This is a genomic window from Amycolatopsis sp. N2S4-7, from assembly GCF_058119595.1.
In genome coordinates, this window is the sequence record NZ_CP172299.1 from 5,302,496 (window position 1) to 5,317,991 (window position 15,496).

The 15,496-nt window shown below is 72.9% G+C and carries 18 protein-coding genes and 1 pseudogene; 9 read left to right on the top strand and 10 right to left on the bottom strand.

Annotated elements, in window-relative coordinates:
• Positions 1-24 precede the first annotated feature (24 nt).
• The gene (locus ACH54P_RS24575; protein WP_489905732.1) at positions 25-822 is read right to left on the bottom strand and encodes a biotin--[acetyl-CoA-carboxylase] ligase; all 798 of its coding nucleotides are present in this window, start codon (positions 820-822) and stop codon (positions 25-27) included.
• A gap of 81 nt (positions 823-903) precedes the next feature.
• Between ACH54P_RS24575 and ACH54P_RS24580 the strand changes: the two genes are divergently transcribed.
• Positions 904-1,923, top strand: coding sequence for a C40 family peptidase (locus tag ACH54P_RS24580; RefSeq protein ID WP_489905733.1), 1,020 nt, complete (start codon positions 904-906; stop codon positions 1,921-1,923).
• Here the strand turns inward: ACH54P_RS24580 and ACH54P_RS24585 are convergent.
• Positions 1,896-2,873 (bottom strand): helix-turn-helix transcriptional regulator, encoded by a 978-nt coding sequence (locus tag ACH54P_RS24585; protein WP_489905734.1) that lies wholly within the window; start codon positions 2,871-2,873, stop codon positions 1,896-1,898. The genes ACH54P_RS24580 and ACH54P_RS24585 overlap by 28 nt on opposite strands.
• A gap of 52 nt (positions 2,874-2,925) precedes the next feature.
• Here ACH54P_RS24585 and ACH54P_RS24590 point away from each other — a divergent pair, with 52 nt between their 5' ends.
• Positions 2,926-4,065, top strand: a complete 1,140-nt coding sequence (locus tag ACH54P_RS24590; protein ID WP_489905735.1) for an epoxide hydrolase family protein — start codon at positions 2,926-2,928, stop codon at positions 4,063-4,065.
• A 5-nt stretch (positions 4,066-4,070) separates the two neighbouring features.
• Here the strand turns inward: ACH54P_RS24590 and ACH54P_RS24595 are convergent, their stop codons facing one another.
• The 3 genes from ACH54P_RS24595 to ACH54P_RS24605 are packed head-to-tail and all read right to left on the bottom strand — an operon-like array spanning position 4,071 to position 6,485.
• On the bottom strand, positions 4,071-4,742 hold the full coding sequence (locus tag ACH54P_RS24595; RefSeq protein ID WP_489905736.1) for a DNA alkylation repair protein: 672 nt from the start codon (positions 4,740-4,742) through the stop codon (positions 4,071-4,073).
• A 1-nt stretch (position 4,743) separates the two neighbouring features.
• Positions 4,744-5,391: a response regulator gene (locus ACH54P_RS24600; RefSeq protein ID WP_489905737.1), complete on the bottom strand. Its 648-nt coding sequence runs from the start codon at positions 5,389-5,391 to the stop codon at positions 4,744-4,746.
• Entirely contained in the window at positions 5,388-6,485 is a 1,098-nt protein-coding gene (locus tag ACH54P_RS24605; RefSeq protein ID WP_489905738.1) for a sensor histidine kinase, read from the bottom strand. Before ACH54P_RS24605 ends, ACH54P_RS24600 begins: the two co-directional genes overlap by 4 nt.
• 192 nt (positions 6,486-6,677) lie before the next feature.
• Here ACH54P_RS24605 and ACH54P_RS24610 point away from each other — a divergent pair, with 192 nt between their 5' ends.
• Positions 6,678-7,025: a DUF6223 family protein gene (locus ACH54P_RS24610; protein WP_489905739.1), complete on the top strand. Its 348-nt coding sequence runs from the start codon at positions 6,678-6,680 to the stop codon at positions 7,023-7,025.
• 10 nt (positions 7,026-7,035) lie between these two features.
• On the top strand, positions 7,036-7,374 hold the full coding sequence (locus ACH54P_RS24615; protein WP_489905740.1) for a VOC family protein: 339 nt from the start codon (positions 7,036-7,038) through the stop codon (positions 7,372-7,374).
• 9 nt (positions 7,375-7,383) lie between these two features.
• Here the strand turns inward: ACH54P_RS24615 and ACH54P_RS24620 are convergent.
• A pseudogene (locus ACH54P_RS24620) lies at positions 7,384-8,010 on the bottom strand (transposase).
• A gap of 106 nt (positions 8,011-8,116) precedes the next feature.
• On the opposite strand from ACH54P_RS24620, the gene ACH54P_RS24625 reads away from it, so the two are divergent.
• Positions 8,117-8,515 (top strand): nuclear transport factor 2 family protein, encoded by a 399-nt coding sequence (locus ACH54P_RS24625; RefSeq protein ID WP_489905741.1) that lies wholly within the window; start codon positions 8,117-8,119, stop codon positions 8,513-8,515.
• On the opposite strand, the gene ACH54P_RS24630 is transcribed toward ACH54P_RS24625, so the two are convergent.
• The gene (locus ACH54P_RS24630; protein WP_489905742.1) at positions 8,473-9,522 is read right to left on the bottom strand and encodes an alkene reductase; all 1,050 of its coding nucleotides are present in this window, start codon (positions 9,520-9,522) and stop codon (positions 8,473-8,475) included. The genes ACH54P_RS24625 and ACH54P_RS24630 overlap by 43 nt on opposite strands.
• Before the next feature lie 65 nt (positions 9,523-9,587).
• On the opposite strand from ACH54P_RS24630, the gene ACH54P_RS24635 reads away from it, so the two are divergent.
• The 3 genes from ACH54P_RS24635 to ACH54P_RS24645 all read left to right on the top strand — a co-directional run bounded on the left by ACH54P_RS24635 (position 9,588) and on the right by ACH54P_RS24645 (position 11,978).
• Entirely contained in the window at positions 9,588-10,463 is an 876-nt protein-coding gene (locus ACH54P_RS24635) for a sigma-70 family RNA polymerase sigma factor (RefSeq protein ID WP_489905743.1), read from the top strand.
• Between the two features lie 69 nt (positions 10,464-10,532).
• The gene (locus tag ACH54P_RS24640) at positions 10,533-11,351 is read left to right on the top strand and encodes a class I SAM-dependent methyltransferase (RefSeq protein WP_489905744.1); all 819 of its coding nucleotides are present in this window, start codon (positions 10,533-10,535) and stop codon (positions 11,349-11,351) included.
• A 24-nt stretch (positions 11,352-11,375) separates the two neighbouring features.
• The gene (locus tag ACH54P_RS24645) at positions 11,376-11,978 is read left to right on the top strand and encodes a TetR/AcrR family transcriptional regulator (RefSeq protein ID WP_489905745.1); all 603 of its coding nucleotides are present in this window, start codon (positions 11,376-11,378) and stop codon (positions 11,976-11,978) included.
• 241 nt (positions 11,979-12,219) lie between these two features.
• Here ACH54P_RS24645 and ACH54P_RS24650 read toward each other — a convergent pair whose 3' ends face one another.
• The gene (locus tag ACH54P_RS24650; RefSeq protein ID WP_489905746.1) at positions 12,220-12,603 is read right to left on the bottom strand and encodes a nuclear transport factor 2 family protein; all 384 of its coding nucleotides are present in this window, start codon (positions 12,601-12,603) and stop codon (positions 12,220-12,222) included.
• Positions 12,604-12,699: 96 nt separating this feature from the next.
• Here ACH54P_RS24650 and ACH54P_RS24655 point away from each other — a divergent pair, with 96 nt between their 5' ends.
• Positions 12,700-13,599, top strand: a complete 900-nt coding sequence (locus ACH54P_RS24655) for a LysR family transcriptional regulator (protein WP_489905747.1) — start codon at positions 12,700-12,702, stop codon at positions 13,597-13,599.
• Here ACH54P_RS24655 and ACH54P_RS24660 read toward each other — a convergent pair.
• Both ACH54P_RS24660 and ACH54P_RS24665 read right to left on the bottom strand, forming a co-directional pair.
• Positions 13,556-14,440 carry a transglutaminase-like domain-containing protein gene (locus ACH54P_RS24660; RefSeq protein WP_489905748.1) on the bottom strand — a complete coding sequence of 295 codons (885 nt, stop codon included), beginning with the start codon at positions 14,438-14,440 and terminating at the stop codon, positions 13,556-13,558. The genes ACH54P_RS24655 and ACH54P_RS24660 overlap by 44 nt on opposite strands.
• Before the next feature lie 20 nt (positions 14,441-14,460).
• Positions 14,461-15,459, bottom strand: a complete 999-nt coding sequence (locus tag ACH54P_RS24665) for a GlxA family transcriptional regulator (RefSeq protein WP_489905749.1) — start codon at positions 15,457-15,459, stop codon at positions 14,461-14,463.
• Between the last annotated feature and the right edge of the window lie 37 nt (positions 15,460-15,496).

Here is a 15,496-nt window from a genome sequence, read left to right on the forward strand (position 1 = left end):
CGGTACGGGCAACGCCCCGAAGAATCAGGCGGGCCGGACGTGGACCACGTCACCCGCGAACACGGTGTGCCGCTGGCCGCCCGCCATGTCGACCTGCAGCTGCCCGGCGGCGTCGATGCCGGCCGCGCGACCGGTCAGGGACGTGCCGTCCGGCAGCTGCACCTCGACGTCCTGGCCGAGGGTCGCGCAGTGGGCGCGGTAGTCGCCGAGCAGCCCCGCCTCGGTGAGGTCGCCGCCCGCCGGCCGCCAGCGGCGCTCCAGCTCGTCGAACTCGGTGAGCAGCGCGGCGGCGACGTCGGTGCGGTCGGTGTTCGTGGCGCCGTGCTCGGCCAGCGACGTCGCGGGCAGCCCGCCGGGCCCGGGCGGGACCTCGCCGAGCGGCAGGACGTTGAGGCCGATGCCGAGCACGATCGACGGGCTGTCCCCGGCGACGGCCTCGGCGAGGATGCCGGCGCACTTGGCGCCGTCGACGAGGACGTCGTTGGGCCACTTGAGCACGGCGTCGACCCCGACGGAGGCGGCCGCCGCCCGGACGGCCAGCCCGGCGACGATGGACAGCGAGCCGAGCGCGGAGAACGGGACGCCCGGCCGGAGCGCGACGCTCAGGTACAGCCCGGCGCCCTTCGGCGAGCTCCACGGCCGCGCGCGGCGCCCCACCCCGGCGGTCTGCTCCTCGGCGAGCAGAACGGTCCGGTCGGCGGCGCCGTCTTCGACCGCTTTTCGCAGGTCAGCGTTGGTGGAGCCGGTGCGCTCGACGACGTCGATCTTCGCGTACCGGCCCTGGAGCGCCTCGGTCAGCCGGGCAACGTCGATCTCGGGCATGTGCCCACCATATGGGAGTCCCCCTAACGTGCAAGCCGTTCACTCGTTCACATACAGGTGCGCTCTTCTAAGTTGGAACCTGTGACGACGAAGCCGAGTTCGTGGGCCCGCGGGGCGGCGCTGCGCGGCCTCGTCGCGCTGCCGCTCGTCGCGGGGCTGGTCGCGGCCGGCTGGCTGCTGGCCGACCGGTCGCCGGAGCCCGCGCCCGCCCCCGTGCCGGTCCCCGTGGCCGCGTCCGGGCCGTCGGTCCTCGAAGTCAGCGCACCCGTGAAGGCGCAGGAGCCGGGCCAGGGCGCGTCCGGCCAGGGCGGCAAGAGTCCGCTGCAGCAGTGGGCCGACCAGCTGTCCGGCCCCCTGGACATCCCGGCGGACGCGTTGATCGGCTACGCGAACGGCGAACTCGCGCTGCGGAGCGAACAGCCGTCGTGCCACCTTTCGTGGGTCACCCTGGCGGGGGTCGGCGCGGCGGCGTCGAACCACGGCCGCGGCGGCGAGAACCTGCTGGGGCTGTCGGCGGCCCAGGCCAAGAAGTACGGCGGCGAGGCGCCGGTCGCGGCCGGGCGCGCGCTGTGCGCGGGCGGCACCGACCTCGGCGCCGGACCGGGCTGGTGGAAGGCCGTCGCGGCGTACCACCCGGGCAGCGAGACGGAGCTGTTCCGCCAGCGCGTGCTCGGCATGGCCCAGCTGTACGCGACGCTCTCGCTGGACCCGGCGTCGGCCTCGTCGCCGCGGGTCCGCGCGACCCGGTTCGCCCTCGGCCAGCTCGGCCTCCCGTACGTCTGGGGCGGCAACGGCCCGGACGCGGGCGCGGCCGGCTTCGACTGCTCCGGCCTGACGAAGGCGTCGTACGACAGCGCGGGCGTCGCCCTGCCGCGCACGGCGGACAGCCAGTTCCGCGCGCTCCCACCCGTGCCGGCCACGCAGGAGCCGCGCCTGGGCGACCTGGTGTTCTACGGCAGCCCGTCGACGCGCATCCACCACGTCGGCCTGTACCTCGGCAACGGCCTGATGATCAACGCACCCACCGAGGGCCAGGCCATCCAGATCCACACGTACCACTCCAAGGGCGACGACTACGCCGGCGCGGGCCGCCCGGCCTGACCCACCGCGTCGGCCAACCGAACCGCCAACGCGCGGACGTGCTCGACCAGCTCCGGCGGCTCGTGCACCTCGAAGGCGAACCCCTTGCCTGCCACGTAGATCGCCAGCTCGTCCAGTGAATCGGACCCCGCCCGCAGGCTGCAGCTGTGCGCGTCGATCGGTTCGAGCGCGCCGGTGGTGGGGGCGATGCGCTCCCCCGCGGTCTCGGCGCTGACGAACAGCGTGAACCGGGCCTGGTACCGGTACGCCGACGTGGAGATCGCCCGTGAGGTGTAGCCGCCGAGGTCGGGGTCCGGCGGGGTGCGCGGGGTGAACCGGGGGCCGGTGGGCGTCCGCGGTTCGAGGCGGTCCACGCGGTAGGTGCGCCAGTCCTCGCGGTCGACGTCCCAGCCGATCAGGTACCAGCGCCGTCCCGTGTGGACCAGCCGGTGCGGCTCGGTCGTGCGCACACCGGCCGTTCCGTCGTGGGCGCGGTAGTCGAAGCGCAGGCGCAGCGAGTCGCGGCAGGCGGCGGCGATCGCGGTGAGCGTGTCCGGGTCGGTGGTGGGGCCGGGGTTGGCCATCGGGACCGTCACCGACCGCAGGGCGTTGATCCGGTGGCGCAGCCGCGACGGCAGCACCTGTTCGAGCTTGGCCAGCGCGCGCACCGACGTCTCCTCGATGCCGGTGATCGACCCGTGGGAAGACACCGTGCGCAGGCCCACCGCGACCGCAACGGCTTCGTCGTCGTCGAGCAGCAGCGGCGGCAGGTCCGCGCCGGCGCCCAGCCGGTAGCCGGCGGTGCCGGCCGTGGCCAGCACCGGGTAGCCGAGGGTGCGCAGCCGATCGATGTCGCGGCGCACGGTGCGCGGCGTGATCTCCAGCCGCTCGGCCAGTTCCGCGCCCGACCAGTCGCGCCGGGCCTGCAGCAGCGAGAGCAGGCGCAGCAGGCGTGCCGAGGTTTCCCACATGACCGCCAGCTTAGGACCGAAGTTGACCTAAGCGCCTTATACGGTCGTAAGCATGACGAACAACGAGATTCGGCCTTTCACCATCGACGTCCCCCAGGCCGACCTGGACGACCTGCGCGACCGGCTCGCCCGCACCAGGTGGACGACCGACCTGCCCGGCGCCGGCTGGAGCCGCGGGGTGCCGGTGAGCTACCTCAAGGGGCTGGCCGGGTACTGGCGCGACGGCTACGACTGGCGCGCACACGAGCGCAAGCTCAACGCGTTCCCCCAGTTCACCACCGAAATCGACGGGCAGAACATCCACTTCCTGCACGTCCGCTCACCCGAGCCGGACGCCCTGCCGCTGATCCTGACCCACGGCTGGCCCGGCTCGGTCGCGGAGTTCCTGGACGTCATCGGCCCGCTGACCGACCCCGGGGCCCACGGCGGCGACCCGGCGGACGCCTTCCACCTGGTGATCCCGTCGATCCCCGGCAGCGGCTTCTCCGGGCCGACCCGCGAGGCAGGCTGGGACGTCAACCGCGTGACCAGAGCGTTCGCCGAGCTCATGGACCGGCTCGGCTACGACCGCTACGGCGCGCAGGGCGGCGACACCGGCGCGGTCATCTCCCCCGGGCTCGGCCGCCTGCACCCGGACAAGGTCGTCGGCGTGCACGCGAACGGGCTCTCCGCGTTCAGCGAGCCGGACGGCGAGCTGACCGAGGCCGAGCAGGCGCGGCTGAAGCAGCTCGCGCACCTGCGAACCGAGCAGTCCGGGTACGTGGCGGTGCAGACGACCCGGCCGCAGACCCTCGCGCACGGGCTGCACGACTCCCCGGTGGGCCAGCTGGCCTGGATCGTGGAGAAGTTCAAGGAGTGGACCGACCCGGCCGCCGAGCTGCCGGAGGACGCCGTGGACCGGGATCTGTTGCTCACCAACGTGATGCTGTACTGGCTGACCGGCACGGCCGGCTCCTCGGCCAACTGCTACTACGAGACCGCGCACGCCGGCGCCTGGGGCGCGAGTGAGCGTTCCCCGGTGCCGACCGGGGTCGCCGTGTTCCCGCTGGACGTGTCGATCCGCAGCGCCCTCGACCGCGAACACACCATCGTGCACTGGTCGGAATTCGGCCGCGGCGGGCACTTCGCGGCCATGGAGGCGCCCGACCTGCTCGTCGGCGACGTCCGCGAGTTCTTCGCCAAACTCCGCTGAACCGGCTACCCGGCGGCCCGCCGGCGCACCATCTCCGTGATCCAGACGGGCGCGAACGGAGACGTGCAGTTCGGCGGCGTCGGGTAGTCCTTGAGCACCTGCAGGCGCTCCCCGATCCCGATCGCCCGGTCGCGCAGCCCGGCGTGCTCGATCCCGATCTGCGCCAGGCAGTTGTTCATCGCCCACTGCAACCGGTCCGGAGCGTCCTTCAGTTCCGCTTCGATGACGTCGAGGAGCCCGGCGAGGTCCAGGCCTTCGGGCCGCTTGACCACGCGTTCGGTGGTCAGGGCCCAGCCGGCGCTCGCGACCACCGGGTCCGGATCGGCGAACCACGCCGTCCGCAGCTCTTCGGCGTGCGGGCTCTTCTTCACCACGTAGTTCACGAGCCAGTCGTGCACCTTGGGAGCGCGGGCCTCGCGCACCATGGCGTCCAGCTCGTCGCGGTCGAACGCCTTCGGGCGGCAGATCAGGAGGGCCAGCAGCCTCGCCGCGGTGTCGCCGGTCTCCCAGAGCCCGAGCGCGAGCTCCTGCTGCGTCTTCAGCCGCTTCGCCACCGCACGCAGCTTGCCGAGGTTGACCCCGTGGTCGTCACCGTGCTTCTCGTTCACCGCGCGGATCTTCGGGTCCTCGAGCCCCGCCAGCTCGGCCAGCACCCCGGCCACCGTCGTCTCGGCCATTTCAGCCTCCCACCAGACCGGATTCGTAGGCGAACACCACGAGCTGGGCGCGGTCCCGGGCGTGCAGCTTCACCATGGCCCGGTTGACGTGCGTCTTGGCGGTCAGCGGGCTGATCACCATCCGCGCGGCGATGTCGTCGTTGGACAGACCGCGCGCGACCAGGGCGACGGCCTCGCGCTCGCGGTTGGTCAGCCCGGCCAGCCCGGCGCCCGGGTTCGGCGGCTGGGTGACGTACCGGTCGATCAGCTTGCGGGTGATCGACGGCGCCAGCAGCGCGTCACCCCGTGCGGCGACGCGCACGGCGTGCAGGAAGTCCTCCGGCCGGATGTCCTTGACGAGGAACCCCGCCGCACCCGCGCGCAGCGCCTCGAAGACGTACTCGTCCAAGCCGTAGTTGGTCAGGATGACGACGTGCACCGCGGCGAGCGCCGGGTCCGTGGCGATGCGCCGGGTCGCCTCGATGCCGTCGACGCCCGGCATCTGGACGTCGACGAGCGCGATGTCCGGCAGGTGTTTCAGCGCCAGTTCGACGGCTTCACCGCCGTCGGCGGCCTCGGCGACCACCTCGATGTCGTCCTCGACGTCGAGGAGCGCGCGGAACCCGCTGCGGATGAGCGGCTGGTCGTCGGCCAGCAGGACGCGGATCATGCCGGGTGGTCCACGGGCAGTTCGGCCTGGACGCTGAAGCCGCCTTCGCTGCGCGGCGCCGCCTTCAGCCGCCCGCCGAGGGCCGTCACGCGTTCGCGCATCCCCAGCAGGCCGACGCCCGGCTCCGGTGCGGTGTCCACAGTGGCCTTCCCGTCGTCGTCGACCCGGATGACCAGTGTGCCCGGCCGGTAGTCGATGCGGACGGACGCGCTGGCCGCGGCGGCGTGCCGGGCGACGTTGGTCAGGGACTCCTGGACGATCCGGTACGCGGTCCGGTCGACCGCGGCCGGGACGTCGTCGCGGCGGCCCTCGATGGTCAGCCGCGCGTCGAGGCCGGCGGTCCGGGCCCGGTCCACCAGGTCCGGGACGTCGTCGAGCCCGTGCGGCGGGTTCTTGTCGTCGTCGCGCAACGCCTCCAGCGTCGCGCGCAGTTCCCGGGCCGCTTCGCGCCCGGCGTCCCGGATCGCCAGGAGGGCGTCCGGCACGTCCTCGCCCCGCTTGCGGGCCAGGTGGACGGCGACTTCGGCCTGCACCTTGATGACGGAGATCTGGTGGGTGAGCGAATCGTGCAGCTCCCGCGCGATGTGCAGCCGCTCCTCGTCGGCGCGCCGCCGCGCTGTCTCCTCGCGGGTGCGTTCGGCCTCGTCGGCCCGGCGCTCGGCTTGGCGCAGCGCCTCCCCCGCGGCCCCGGCGGCGATCAGCCAGGCCAGCTGCAGGACGTCCCGGGCTTGCGTGAACGCTTCGCCGGTGTCGCTCAGTCCCGAGGCCAGGATCGCGAGCGGGACGGCGAACAGCATGAGCACCGAAGCCACCACCGCGGCGACGCGGTGTCCCTCCCGGACTGCGGCGTACACCGCGAACAGGTACGCGACGACGGGTACTTCGAACCCGGCGGCCTGGTAGCCCAAGGCGCACAACGCGGTCACGGCCAGCACGGCGATCGGCGCCCGGCGGCGCACGACCAGCGCCAGGCCGCCGGCCACCAGGAGCGCGTACCCCAGCGCGTTCTGGTGGTGCGCGGACAGCCCGGCGACCAGCAGGGCGGCCGCCACCCCGACGGCGATCACCCCGTCCACGATCCGCGCCCGGTCCATCCCCGCACCCTAACCGGGCAGGAGCGCGGGCGACTCCCGCACGAAGAGGATTTCCGGGCTACCGCGCTCGTGGTAGTTCCGCGGTTCCTGCGGCGTCCGCGGCAGCGGGAAGTGCCTGTCGCTGCACGACGACGGGAGGCGGGTCCGCTGGACATGCTTCTCCGGCAAGTCGTCGGAGCAAAGGAGCACCTCATGTCCGTCCACCACCTCGAAGCCGCCGTCAGCAGCTACACCCTGACCGCCGGGCGGCTCTGGTCCGTGCTCGCCGCCGTGGTGGGACTCGCCGGCGTCGTCACCGGCGGGCTGGCCCTGGCCGGCCGGTTCGGCGCCGGCCGGAAGAGCGCGATGACGGCGGCGGTGCTGGGGATCGCCGGCGCGGCCGGCGGCGCGGTGGTCGTGGCCGCCGCGAAGGGCGGCCCCGGCACCGGCTACGGGATCGTCGGGGGCTACGCGGCTCTGGTGGTGGGGCTGCTCGCCGCCGGTCTCGGCGGGTGGGTCCTGGCCCGCGCGCGTCGCGGTTTTGTCGGTGGTCGCCGCTAGCGTCGGTGGCATGTACGAAGTCGATTTCGTCGAGTTCCCGTCCTCGTCGGCCACCGCGTCCGGCCGGTTCTTCGAGCACGCCTTCGGCTGGGCGGTGACGCCGTACGGCCCGGAGTACGCGGACGTCCGGGCGCCCGGCCTCACGTTCGGGTTCCAGGCGGACGCGGCCGAGCAGGCCCGCGCCCCACTGGTCACGATCCGCACGGACGACCTGGCCGCGGCACGCACCGCGGTGGAGGCGGCGGGCGGCGTCGTGACCACGGAACCGTTCGCCTTCCCCGGCGGGCGGCGGTTCCACTTCCGCGAGCCCGGCGGGAGCGAGCTGGCGGTGTGGTGCCGGGAGAGCTAGGGCCTGTCCTCAAAGCCGGATGAGCAGCGTGGCCACGTCGATCAGGCCCCGGTAGGAGATGGCGGTCTTGTCGAATCGGGTGGCGATGGCACGGAACTGTTTGAGCCGGTTGACGCAGCGTTCGACGATGTTGCGGCGCCGGTAGGTGGTGCGGTCGAAGACGGGTGGGCGTCCACCGGCCCGGCCCCGGCGTAGCCGGTTGGCCTGCTGATCGCGGCGTTCGTCGCCGGGATGTGCCGTCGGTGCAGGGAGGAGCGGATGGCGCGACTGGAGTAGCCCTTGTCCACCAGCACCCGGCTCGGCCGCGTCGGCGGACGGCCCGGACCGGGGCGGCGGAACTCGACACCCGCCATGACCGCGGTGAACTGGGTGCAGTCGTTGACGTTGCCGCCAGTCAGCACGACCGACAACGGCCGTCCGTGACCGTCGCAGGCGAGAGGGGATCTTGGTGGTGGGTGTGCTTCCCGGCCCATACCGTTCCGGCAGGTCCCGCCAGGCCACCCCGGCCTTGGCCTTGAACAACATCCCGTTGATCACCCGCCGGTCATCCACCCGCGGGCGTCCCTTCGCCCCCGAAGCGGGCAGCAACGGCTCGATCACCGGCCACTGCTCATCAGTCAGCTCATCCCTACGCACCACAACCCAAGATCAAAGGAGTCACCCACCAGCTTTGAGGACACGCCCTAGCGCGAAGTCCGGTTCCCGCCAGTACAAGGGCCTCCCGTGCGCCACGGTGATCGTCATGAGCGTCTCCGTTCTCGAAGGCATGTACGCCGCCGAAGCCGAGTACTTCACCACCGGCGACTTCGCGCCGCTTCGGCAGTTCTTCGCCCCGGACTTCGTGCTGCACCAAGCCGAAGGACTGCCGTACGGCGGTCTCTGGCGCGGTCACGAAGGTCTGGAGGCGTTCTTCGCCGCGATGAGCCGCACGTGGGCCGTCTTCGACCTGGGAGACCAGGCGTTCCTCAGCACCACGTCCCCGCTCGTGGTGCTGACGAACGTGCGCGCCCGCGCCCGGGCGACCGGCCGTGAACTCGCCTTCCCGATCCTGCAGACGATCACCGTGGCGGGCGGCCGCATCACCGAAGTCCGCCCGTTCTACTGGGACACCGCCGCCATCACGGCCGCCTGCTCGACGTAACCGGCGGCCCCGCCGCCGTAGTAGGTCGCGGGGTCGGCGGGTGCCGGCGGCCGGCCGCGCGCGAACCGCGTCACCAGGTCGGGGTTCGCGACGAAGTGCCGGGCGTAGGAGACGGCGTCGGCGATCCCGGCCTCGAGCACCGCGTTGCCAGTGTCGCGGTCGAAGCCGTTGTTGACGATCAACGGGCCGTCGAACCGCCGCCGGTAGCGCGCGAAGGCGGCGAAGTCCGGCCCGCTGTCCGGCCCTCGGAGGTGCAGGTAGGCGACGTCGAGTTCGGCGACGAGCGCGTCGTACTCGGCGCGGAGTGCTTCGTCCACTGTGAACAGTCCGCCGGTCCACCACGGCGAGAGCCGGACGCCGACGGGGCCGTGTTCAGCGGCCGCCTCGACGACCTCCGTCAGCATCCTGCGGCGGTTCACCGGAGAGCCACCGTAGGCGTCCGTTCGATGGTTCAACCGCGGGTGCAGGAATTGCGCGAGCAGGTAGACGCCGTTGGCGGCCACTTCGACGCCGTCGAACCCGGCTCGGCGAGCGTTCTGCGCCGCCGCACCGTAATCCGCGACGGTGGCCCGGATTTCGGCCACGCTCATTTCGCGCGGGATGACCGTCGGGCGGCGTCCGGCGGCGGTGTGCACCGTCTCGCCGGGGTTCACCGCCGACGGCCCGGCCGGCCGCCCACCGAGGAAGTCGGGGTGCGACACCGCGCCGGTGTGCCACAGCTGGAGCACGATCCGCCCGCCGAGTGCGTGCACGACGTCGGCGACCCGCCGCCACCCGTCGACCTGCGCCCCGGTGTGCACCCCGGGGACGTTCTGGAAGCCGACGGCCCGGTCACTCACCCAGGTGCCTTCGGTGACGAGCAGCCCGGCGCTCGCGCGTTGCGCGTAGTAGGCGGCTTGGAGTTCGCCGGGCACGCCACCGGGGACGCGGGCCCGGGTCGTCGGGGCCAGCACCACGCGGTTCGGCAGGCGCCATCCGCCCAGGTCGGCAGGGGTCAGCAAGCTCATCCGGTCACCTCTGGTCGCAGGGATTCGTCGTGAGTGCGACGGTGGCGGCGAGCGGAAGGTGACCGATGGACGAGCTGGCGGCGGAGTTCGAAGCGGAACGCGGCAGGCTGCGCGGGCTGGCCTTCCGGATGCTCGGCTCGGCGGCCGAGGCGGACGACGCCGTCCAGGAGGCGTGGCTGCGGCTGAACCGCGTGGATTCCGTCGACAACCTGGCGGCCTGGCTGACCACGGTCGTCTCCCGCGTCTGCCTCGACGTGCTGCGCTCGCGGAAGACGCGCCGCGAGGACCCTTTCGAGGTCGTCCCGGAACCCGCTGCGGAAGCCGATCCGGCCGGTGAAGTCGAGCTGGCCGACTCGGTGGGCCGGGCGCTGCTCGTCGTGCTCGGCGCGCTCGGCCCGGCCGAGCGGATCGCGTTCGTGCTGCACGACCTGTTCGCGGTGCCGTTCGACCGCATCGCCCCGGTGCTGGACCGCACGCCGGTCGCGGCGAAGAAGCTCGCGAGCCGCGCCCGGCAGCGGGTGCGGGGTACATCCCCGCTGCCCGCGGCCGACCTGGCGCGGCACCGCCGGGTGGTCGACGCGTTCCTGGCCGCGGCCCGGGGCGGCGACCTCGCCTCGCTCCTCGAAGTGCTGGCCCCGGACGTCGTCCGGCGCGCCGACGCGGCCGCGTTGCCGGTGGGAGCGGCGCTCGAGGTGCGGGGGGCGCGGGCCGTGGCGGAGGAGACGCAGGTGTTCGGGAAGCGGGCCCGGTTCGCGGAAGCCGCCCTGGTGGACGGGGCGGTCGGCGTCGTCGTGGCCCCTCGTGGACGGCTGCTGCTCGCCCTCGCGGTGACGGTCGACGGCGAGCGGGTGGCGGGTTACGAGGTGATCGCCGATCCGGCGCGGCTCGCTGCGTTGCGCGTCGAACTACTCGAACAGGTGATCGAAGCGGGGATGCCTTGACAGCACTTCCGGGCTGCCGGAGTATGAACGTGTGTTCATGAACGCGTGTTCACCACGGAGGGGATGAGGATGACCGGGATCGTCAACACCGCACAGGCCGCGGCGTGGAACGGCTACGAAGGGGAGCACTGGGCGACCCACGCCGATCGCTACGACGCGGTGAACAGCGGCTTCAACGGCTACCTGCTCGACCAGGTGGGCGCGGACGACCGAGTGCTCGACATCGGCTGCGGCAACGGCCAGCTGACGCGGCTCGCCGCGGCACGGGCCCGGTCCGCCACCGGGGTCGACCTGTCCGGGCCGATGCTCGCCGCCGCGCGGGCGCGGGCATCGGAGCTCCCGAACGCGACGTTCGAGCAGGGTGACGTCCAGGTCCACCCGTTCGCCGAAGGCGGGTTCGACCTGGCGGTCAGCCGGTTTGGGGTGATGTTCTTCGCCGATCCGGTGGCCGCGTTCGCCAACGTCCGGCGGGCGCTGCGCCCGGGCGGGCGGCTCGCGTTCCTCTGCATGACCGCGCTGTCCGGCACTGATCTCGGCCGGGTGTTCGGCGCGATGGCGGCGTACCTGCCCCAGCCGACCGGGCCGGACGGCAGCGGCCCGACGTCCTTCGCGGACCCGGCTCGGACCAGGGCGGTGCTGACCGAAGCCGGCTTCGAGGACGTGGCGTGCACCCACGTCGAAGCCGACCAGGTCTGGGGCCGGGACGTCCCCGACGCGACCCGGTTCATCGCCGACTGGGGCCCGGTCCGCCACCACCTGGGCCTGGTCGACAGCGCGACGGCGGCCCAGGCGACCGAAGCCCTCACGGCAGCGCTCGAGCCGTTCGCGGGACCGGACGCGGTCCGCCTGCGCGGCACGGCGTGGCTGGTCACGGGAAGGAGGGCGTAGGACGGCGGCCGTACGATGGCAGTGATGTCACCGAGGAAAGCCGCGGCCCAGCGGGACGGGCAGTCCCTGCACGACCTGCTGGTCGAAGCCGCCGAGAAGATCATCGCCAGCCACGGCACGACGAACCTCACCGTGCGCGAGATCGCGCGCACGGCGGGCGTCGCCGACGGCGTGCTCTACAACCACTTCTCCGACAAGGAGGAGCTGGTGGCCAGGGCCCTCCTGGCGCACGTGCGCGCGACGGAACGGACGCTGGGCGAGCTACCGGTGGCGGGCGAAGGCTCGGTGGCGGCGAACCTCCACCGCCACCTGGAGTACGGCCTCGCCCTGCACCGCGTGATCGTGCCGGCGTTCAGCGGCCTGATCGGCCGCCCGGAGGTCCTGCGGCGCTTCGCGGAGATCGGCGAGCGGTCCGGCCAGTGGCGCGACCGGCTGGTGGCCTACCTCGAGGAGGAGCGCGCACTCGGCCGGCTGCACCGGGAGTCCCCAGTGGACGCGGCAGCGGCCATGCTGGTCGGCTACTGCCACGAATCGGTGCTGGGCACGTTCTTCCCGCACACGGACCACCTCGCCCCACCAACCCCCGATTCGGTGGTCAGGGCCGTGCTCCACGGCATCGCGCCCTAGGTGTGATGTCCGAGGACGTTGTCCCGAGTCGAGGTGACCAGTGGCGGCCTGTCGTGCTGACAGGGGAAGGCCTCCGGTTGTGAAGTGGAGCTGTCGAGGAAACCCTGCGGCGGGCAGCGTTACCCAGGCTGGCTGCACTTCTACAATCATCATCGACCCCCCAGCTCAACCGGCGGCAAGCCGCCGGTCATCCGGCTGACCAACGTCCCTGGCATCACACCTAGACCGTGACCTCGGCGCCCTAAACCATCGGGTTGCCGCTGGCCGTGGTTTCCGGGACCTCCTGAACCACGTCCCAGTGCTCGACGATCCGCCCGTCCCGCACCCGCATCACGTCCGCCACCGCGCTCCCCCGCGAGCCCGGCGTCAGGCGGAGCAGGCCGTGCGTGCACACGAGGTCGTCCTCGGCGATCACCCGGTGCACCTCCAGGGTCAGCTCCGGGAACCTCGCCACGAACCGGGCGAGGTGCTGCGCCGAGCCCTCGGCGCTGCCCGGGGCGTGGGGGTTGTGCTGGACGTAGTCTTCGCCGGCGTATTCGGCGAAGGCGTCGGCCGGGCGCTTTTCGGTGAAGGCCAGCCGGAGGAAGCCGAGGACGACTTCCTTGTTGTGCTGTGGTCGCGTCATCCGTGTCCGTCCTTTGTGGAGTTCTCGACACCAAGCCCACCATTCGCGAAACAGAAAGGGAAAGACCGATGGACTCTGCCGCGATACTCTCCCGGTATGGACGACGTCGAGGTCCGTGAGCTGCGCTATTTCCGCGCGGTCGCCGAGGAGCTGAACTTCTCCCGCGCCGCCGAGCGGCTCGGGATGGCGCAGCCACCGCTGTCACGCGCGATCCGGTTGCTGGAGCGGCGGCTCGGCGTCCAGCTCTTCGAACGCACCAGCCGGCACGTCGAGCTGACCCCGGCCGGGAACGTGCTGTTCACGGAGTCGGCGAAGGCCCTGGACGCGGTCACCGCCGCGGTCCGGCGGACCCGCCGGGCGGCGCAGCAGGCGCCGGCGCTCGTCGTCACCGCGAAACCCGGCGTCGCCACCGATCTGCTGCGGCGGATCGCCGACCGGCACCCGGATCCGGTCGAGATCCGGGTCAGCGGGTTCGGCGAGCAGGCGAAGATGCTGCGGGACGGCCAGGCCGACGTGGCGTTGCTCGGCTGCCCCGGCAACAACCACGGCCTGGACGTCGAGGTGCTTCTCACCGAGCCGCGGGTCGCCGCGCTGCCGGTGGGGCACGAGCTGGCCCGGCGGCCCGCCTTGACCTGCGCCGACTTCGCCGGGCGGCCGACGCCGTTGTGGCCGGAATCGTCGCCCGCGGACCGCGCGTACTGGTCGGGGCAGGACGTGACCGGCGGCCCGGTGACGGCGGGGCCGGTGGTGCACGACAGCGCCCAGCTGCTGGAGACGGTCGCGCTCGGCCAGGCGATCGCGCTGCTGCCGGCGTCGGTCGCCGAACTGCGTTCGCGGGCGGACGTCGTCTACCGGCCGGTCCTCGACGCGACGCCGTACTCGCTCGCCCTCGGCTGGGTATCGGGCGCGCGGGACGCGCGGATCGCGCGGTTCGTCCGGACGGCCGTCGAGATCAGCGAAGCACTACCTCGGCCGGGAGCCGTCCCGGCGGGGTGACCGAACGGATCGTCGTCGGCACCCGGACGTCGTCGGCCTCGAACGCCCTCCGCAGCTGCTCGAGGTCGGCGTCGGCCATCAGCTCGGCCAGCTCGTCGGCGCGGTCGAGGGCGGCCGGGGTGAGCGAGGCGGCGTCGTCGAGGTCGCCCCAGATGTCCCACTGGAGCATCTCGTGCTTGTTCAGCGCGGCCAGGTCCAGCACCAGGTTGTGCCGCGCGTACGGAAGCCCGCGCAGGTAGGGCAGGTCCAGGTCCGGGGAGACGACGAGCCGGGCCGGGTCGACCTCGCCCGCGCGTGCCGCGGTCCACGCGTCCGCGCCGACCAGGAACCGGTCGCGGGGGACGTCGAGGAGGTCGAACGCCGTGCCGTCCACCGGGTCGCGGAACCCCGGTGACAGCTGGGGTTCGACCAGGCGCCACTCGGCGCCGTCGTGGATTTCGGCGACGACGTGGTCGAGGTACCAGCCGGGCAGCAGATAGCTCGCGAAACCGACGCGGGCGCGGGCCGGGATGCCGTGGTGACGCGCCATCGAGACGAACAGGAGGGTGAAATCGCGGCAGCACCCGACGATCCGGTGCAGCGGCGGCCGCGGACTGCCCGGCGGCGCCGGGTCGAGCTCGCGCAGGCGCGCGAACATGTCCGAGGCGTACCGCAGGTCGATCTCCTCGTGGCGCGAGGCCGGGAAGCCGTGCTGCGTGATGCCGCCGTGGGCCCAGTAGTGGAACACGAGCTGGGACGCCGCTTCGCGCAGGGCCGCGAGGTCACCCGGGGTGGCGTCGAGCCAGTCCGAGTGCGCGCCCGGGTCGGTGAAGCGGCTGTGGCTGACGTAGCAGTCGTCCATGGCCACCACGCTAGCGGGATTTATCCGGCCTGCGCCGCCAGTTCGCCGCGGAACGTGGACCGGTACGCGCTCGGCGACACCCCCAGGGCCGCCTGGAAGTGCTGGCGCAGGGAGGCCGCCGTGCCGAAGCCGGCTTCGGTGGCGACGCGGTCGACCGGCAGGTCCGACTCCTCCAGCAGCTGGCGGGCGCGCTCGATCCGTTGCTGGGTAAGCCATTGCAGCGCCGAGATGCCGACCTCCTCGCGGAAGCGGCGGGTGAACGTGCGGGTGCTCATCGCTTCGCGGGCGGCGAGTTCGCGCAGCGTCAGCGGCCGGTGCAGGTTCTCCAGGGCCCAGGCCCGGGCCGCCTTCGTCGACGACGTCCGCGGCTCGGGCACCGGCCGCCGGACGAACTGGGCCTGGCCGCCTTCGCGGTGCGGGGACACCACCGTGCCGCGGGCGACCTCGTTGGCGACGGCGGCGCCGTGGTCGCGGCGGATCATGTGCAGCACCAGGTCGATGCCGGCGGCGACGCCCGCGGAGGTCAGCACGTCGCCGTCGTCGGTGTAGAGCACGCACGGGTCGACGTCGACCTCGGGGAACCGGTCCTGCAGCTCCTCGGCCGAGCGCCAGTGCGTGGTGGCCGGGCGGCCGTCGAGCAGCCCGGCCGCGGCCAGCACGAACGCGCCGGTGCAGATCGACGCGATCCGCGCGCTCGCCGGGATCAGCTTCAGCGCCGCGGCCAACGGCGGGGTCAGCACGCGCGCCAGCGGCTCGTACTCGGCCAGGGACGCGGGGACGATCACCGTGTCGGCCTCGGCGAGGACCTCCGGGCCGCGGTCGACCGGGATGGTGAAGTCGGCGTCGGTGCGGACCGGGCCGGGTTCGAGCGTGCAGGTCACCACCTCGTACAGCGGCTCGCCGGACGCCGAGCGGGCCTGCCCGAAGAGGCGGTGGACGATCCCCAGCTCCATCACGAGCATGCCGTGCCGGACCAGCACGGCGACGTGGTGCCGGGACGGGTGCACGAATTCGGCCATGGCTCGATTCTTGCACAGGTTGGCTATCAGGCCACTC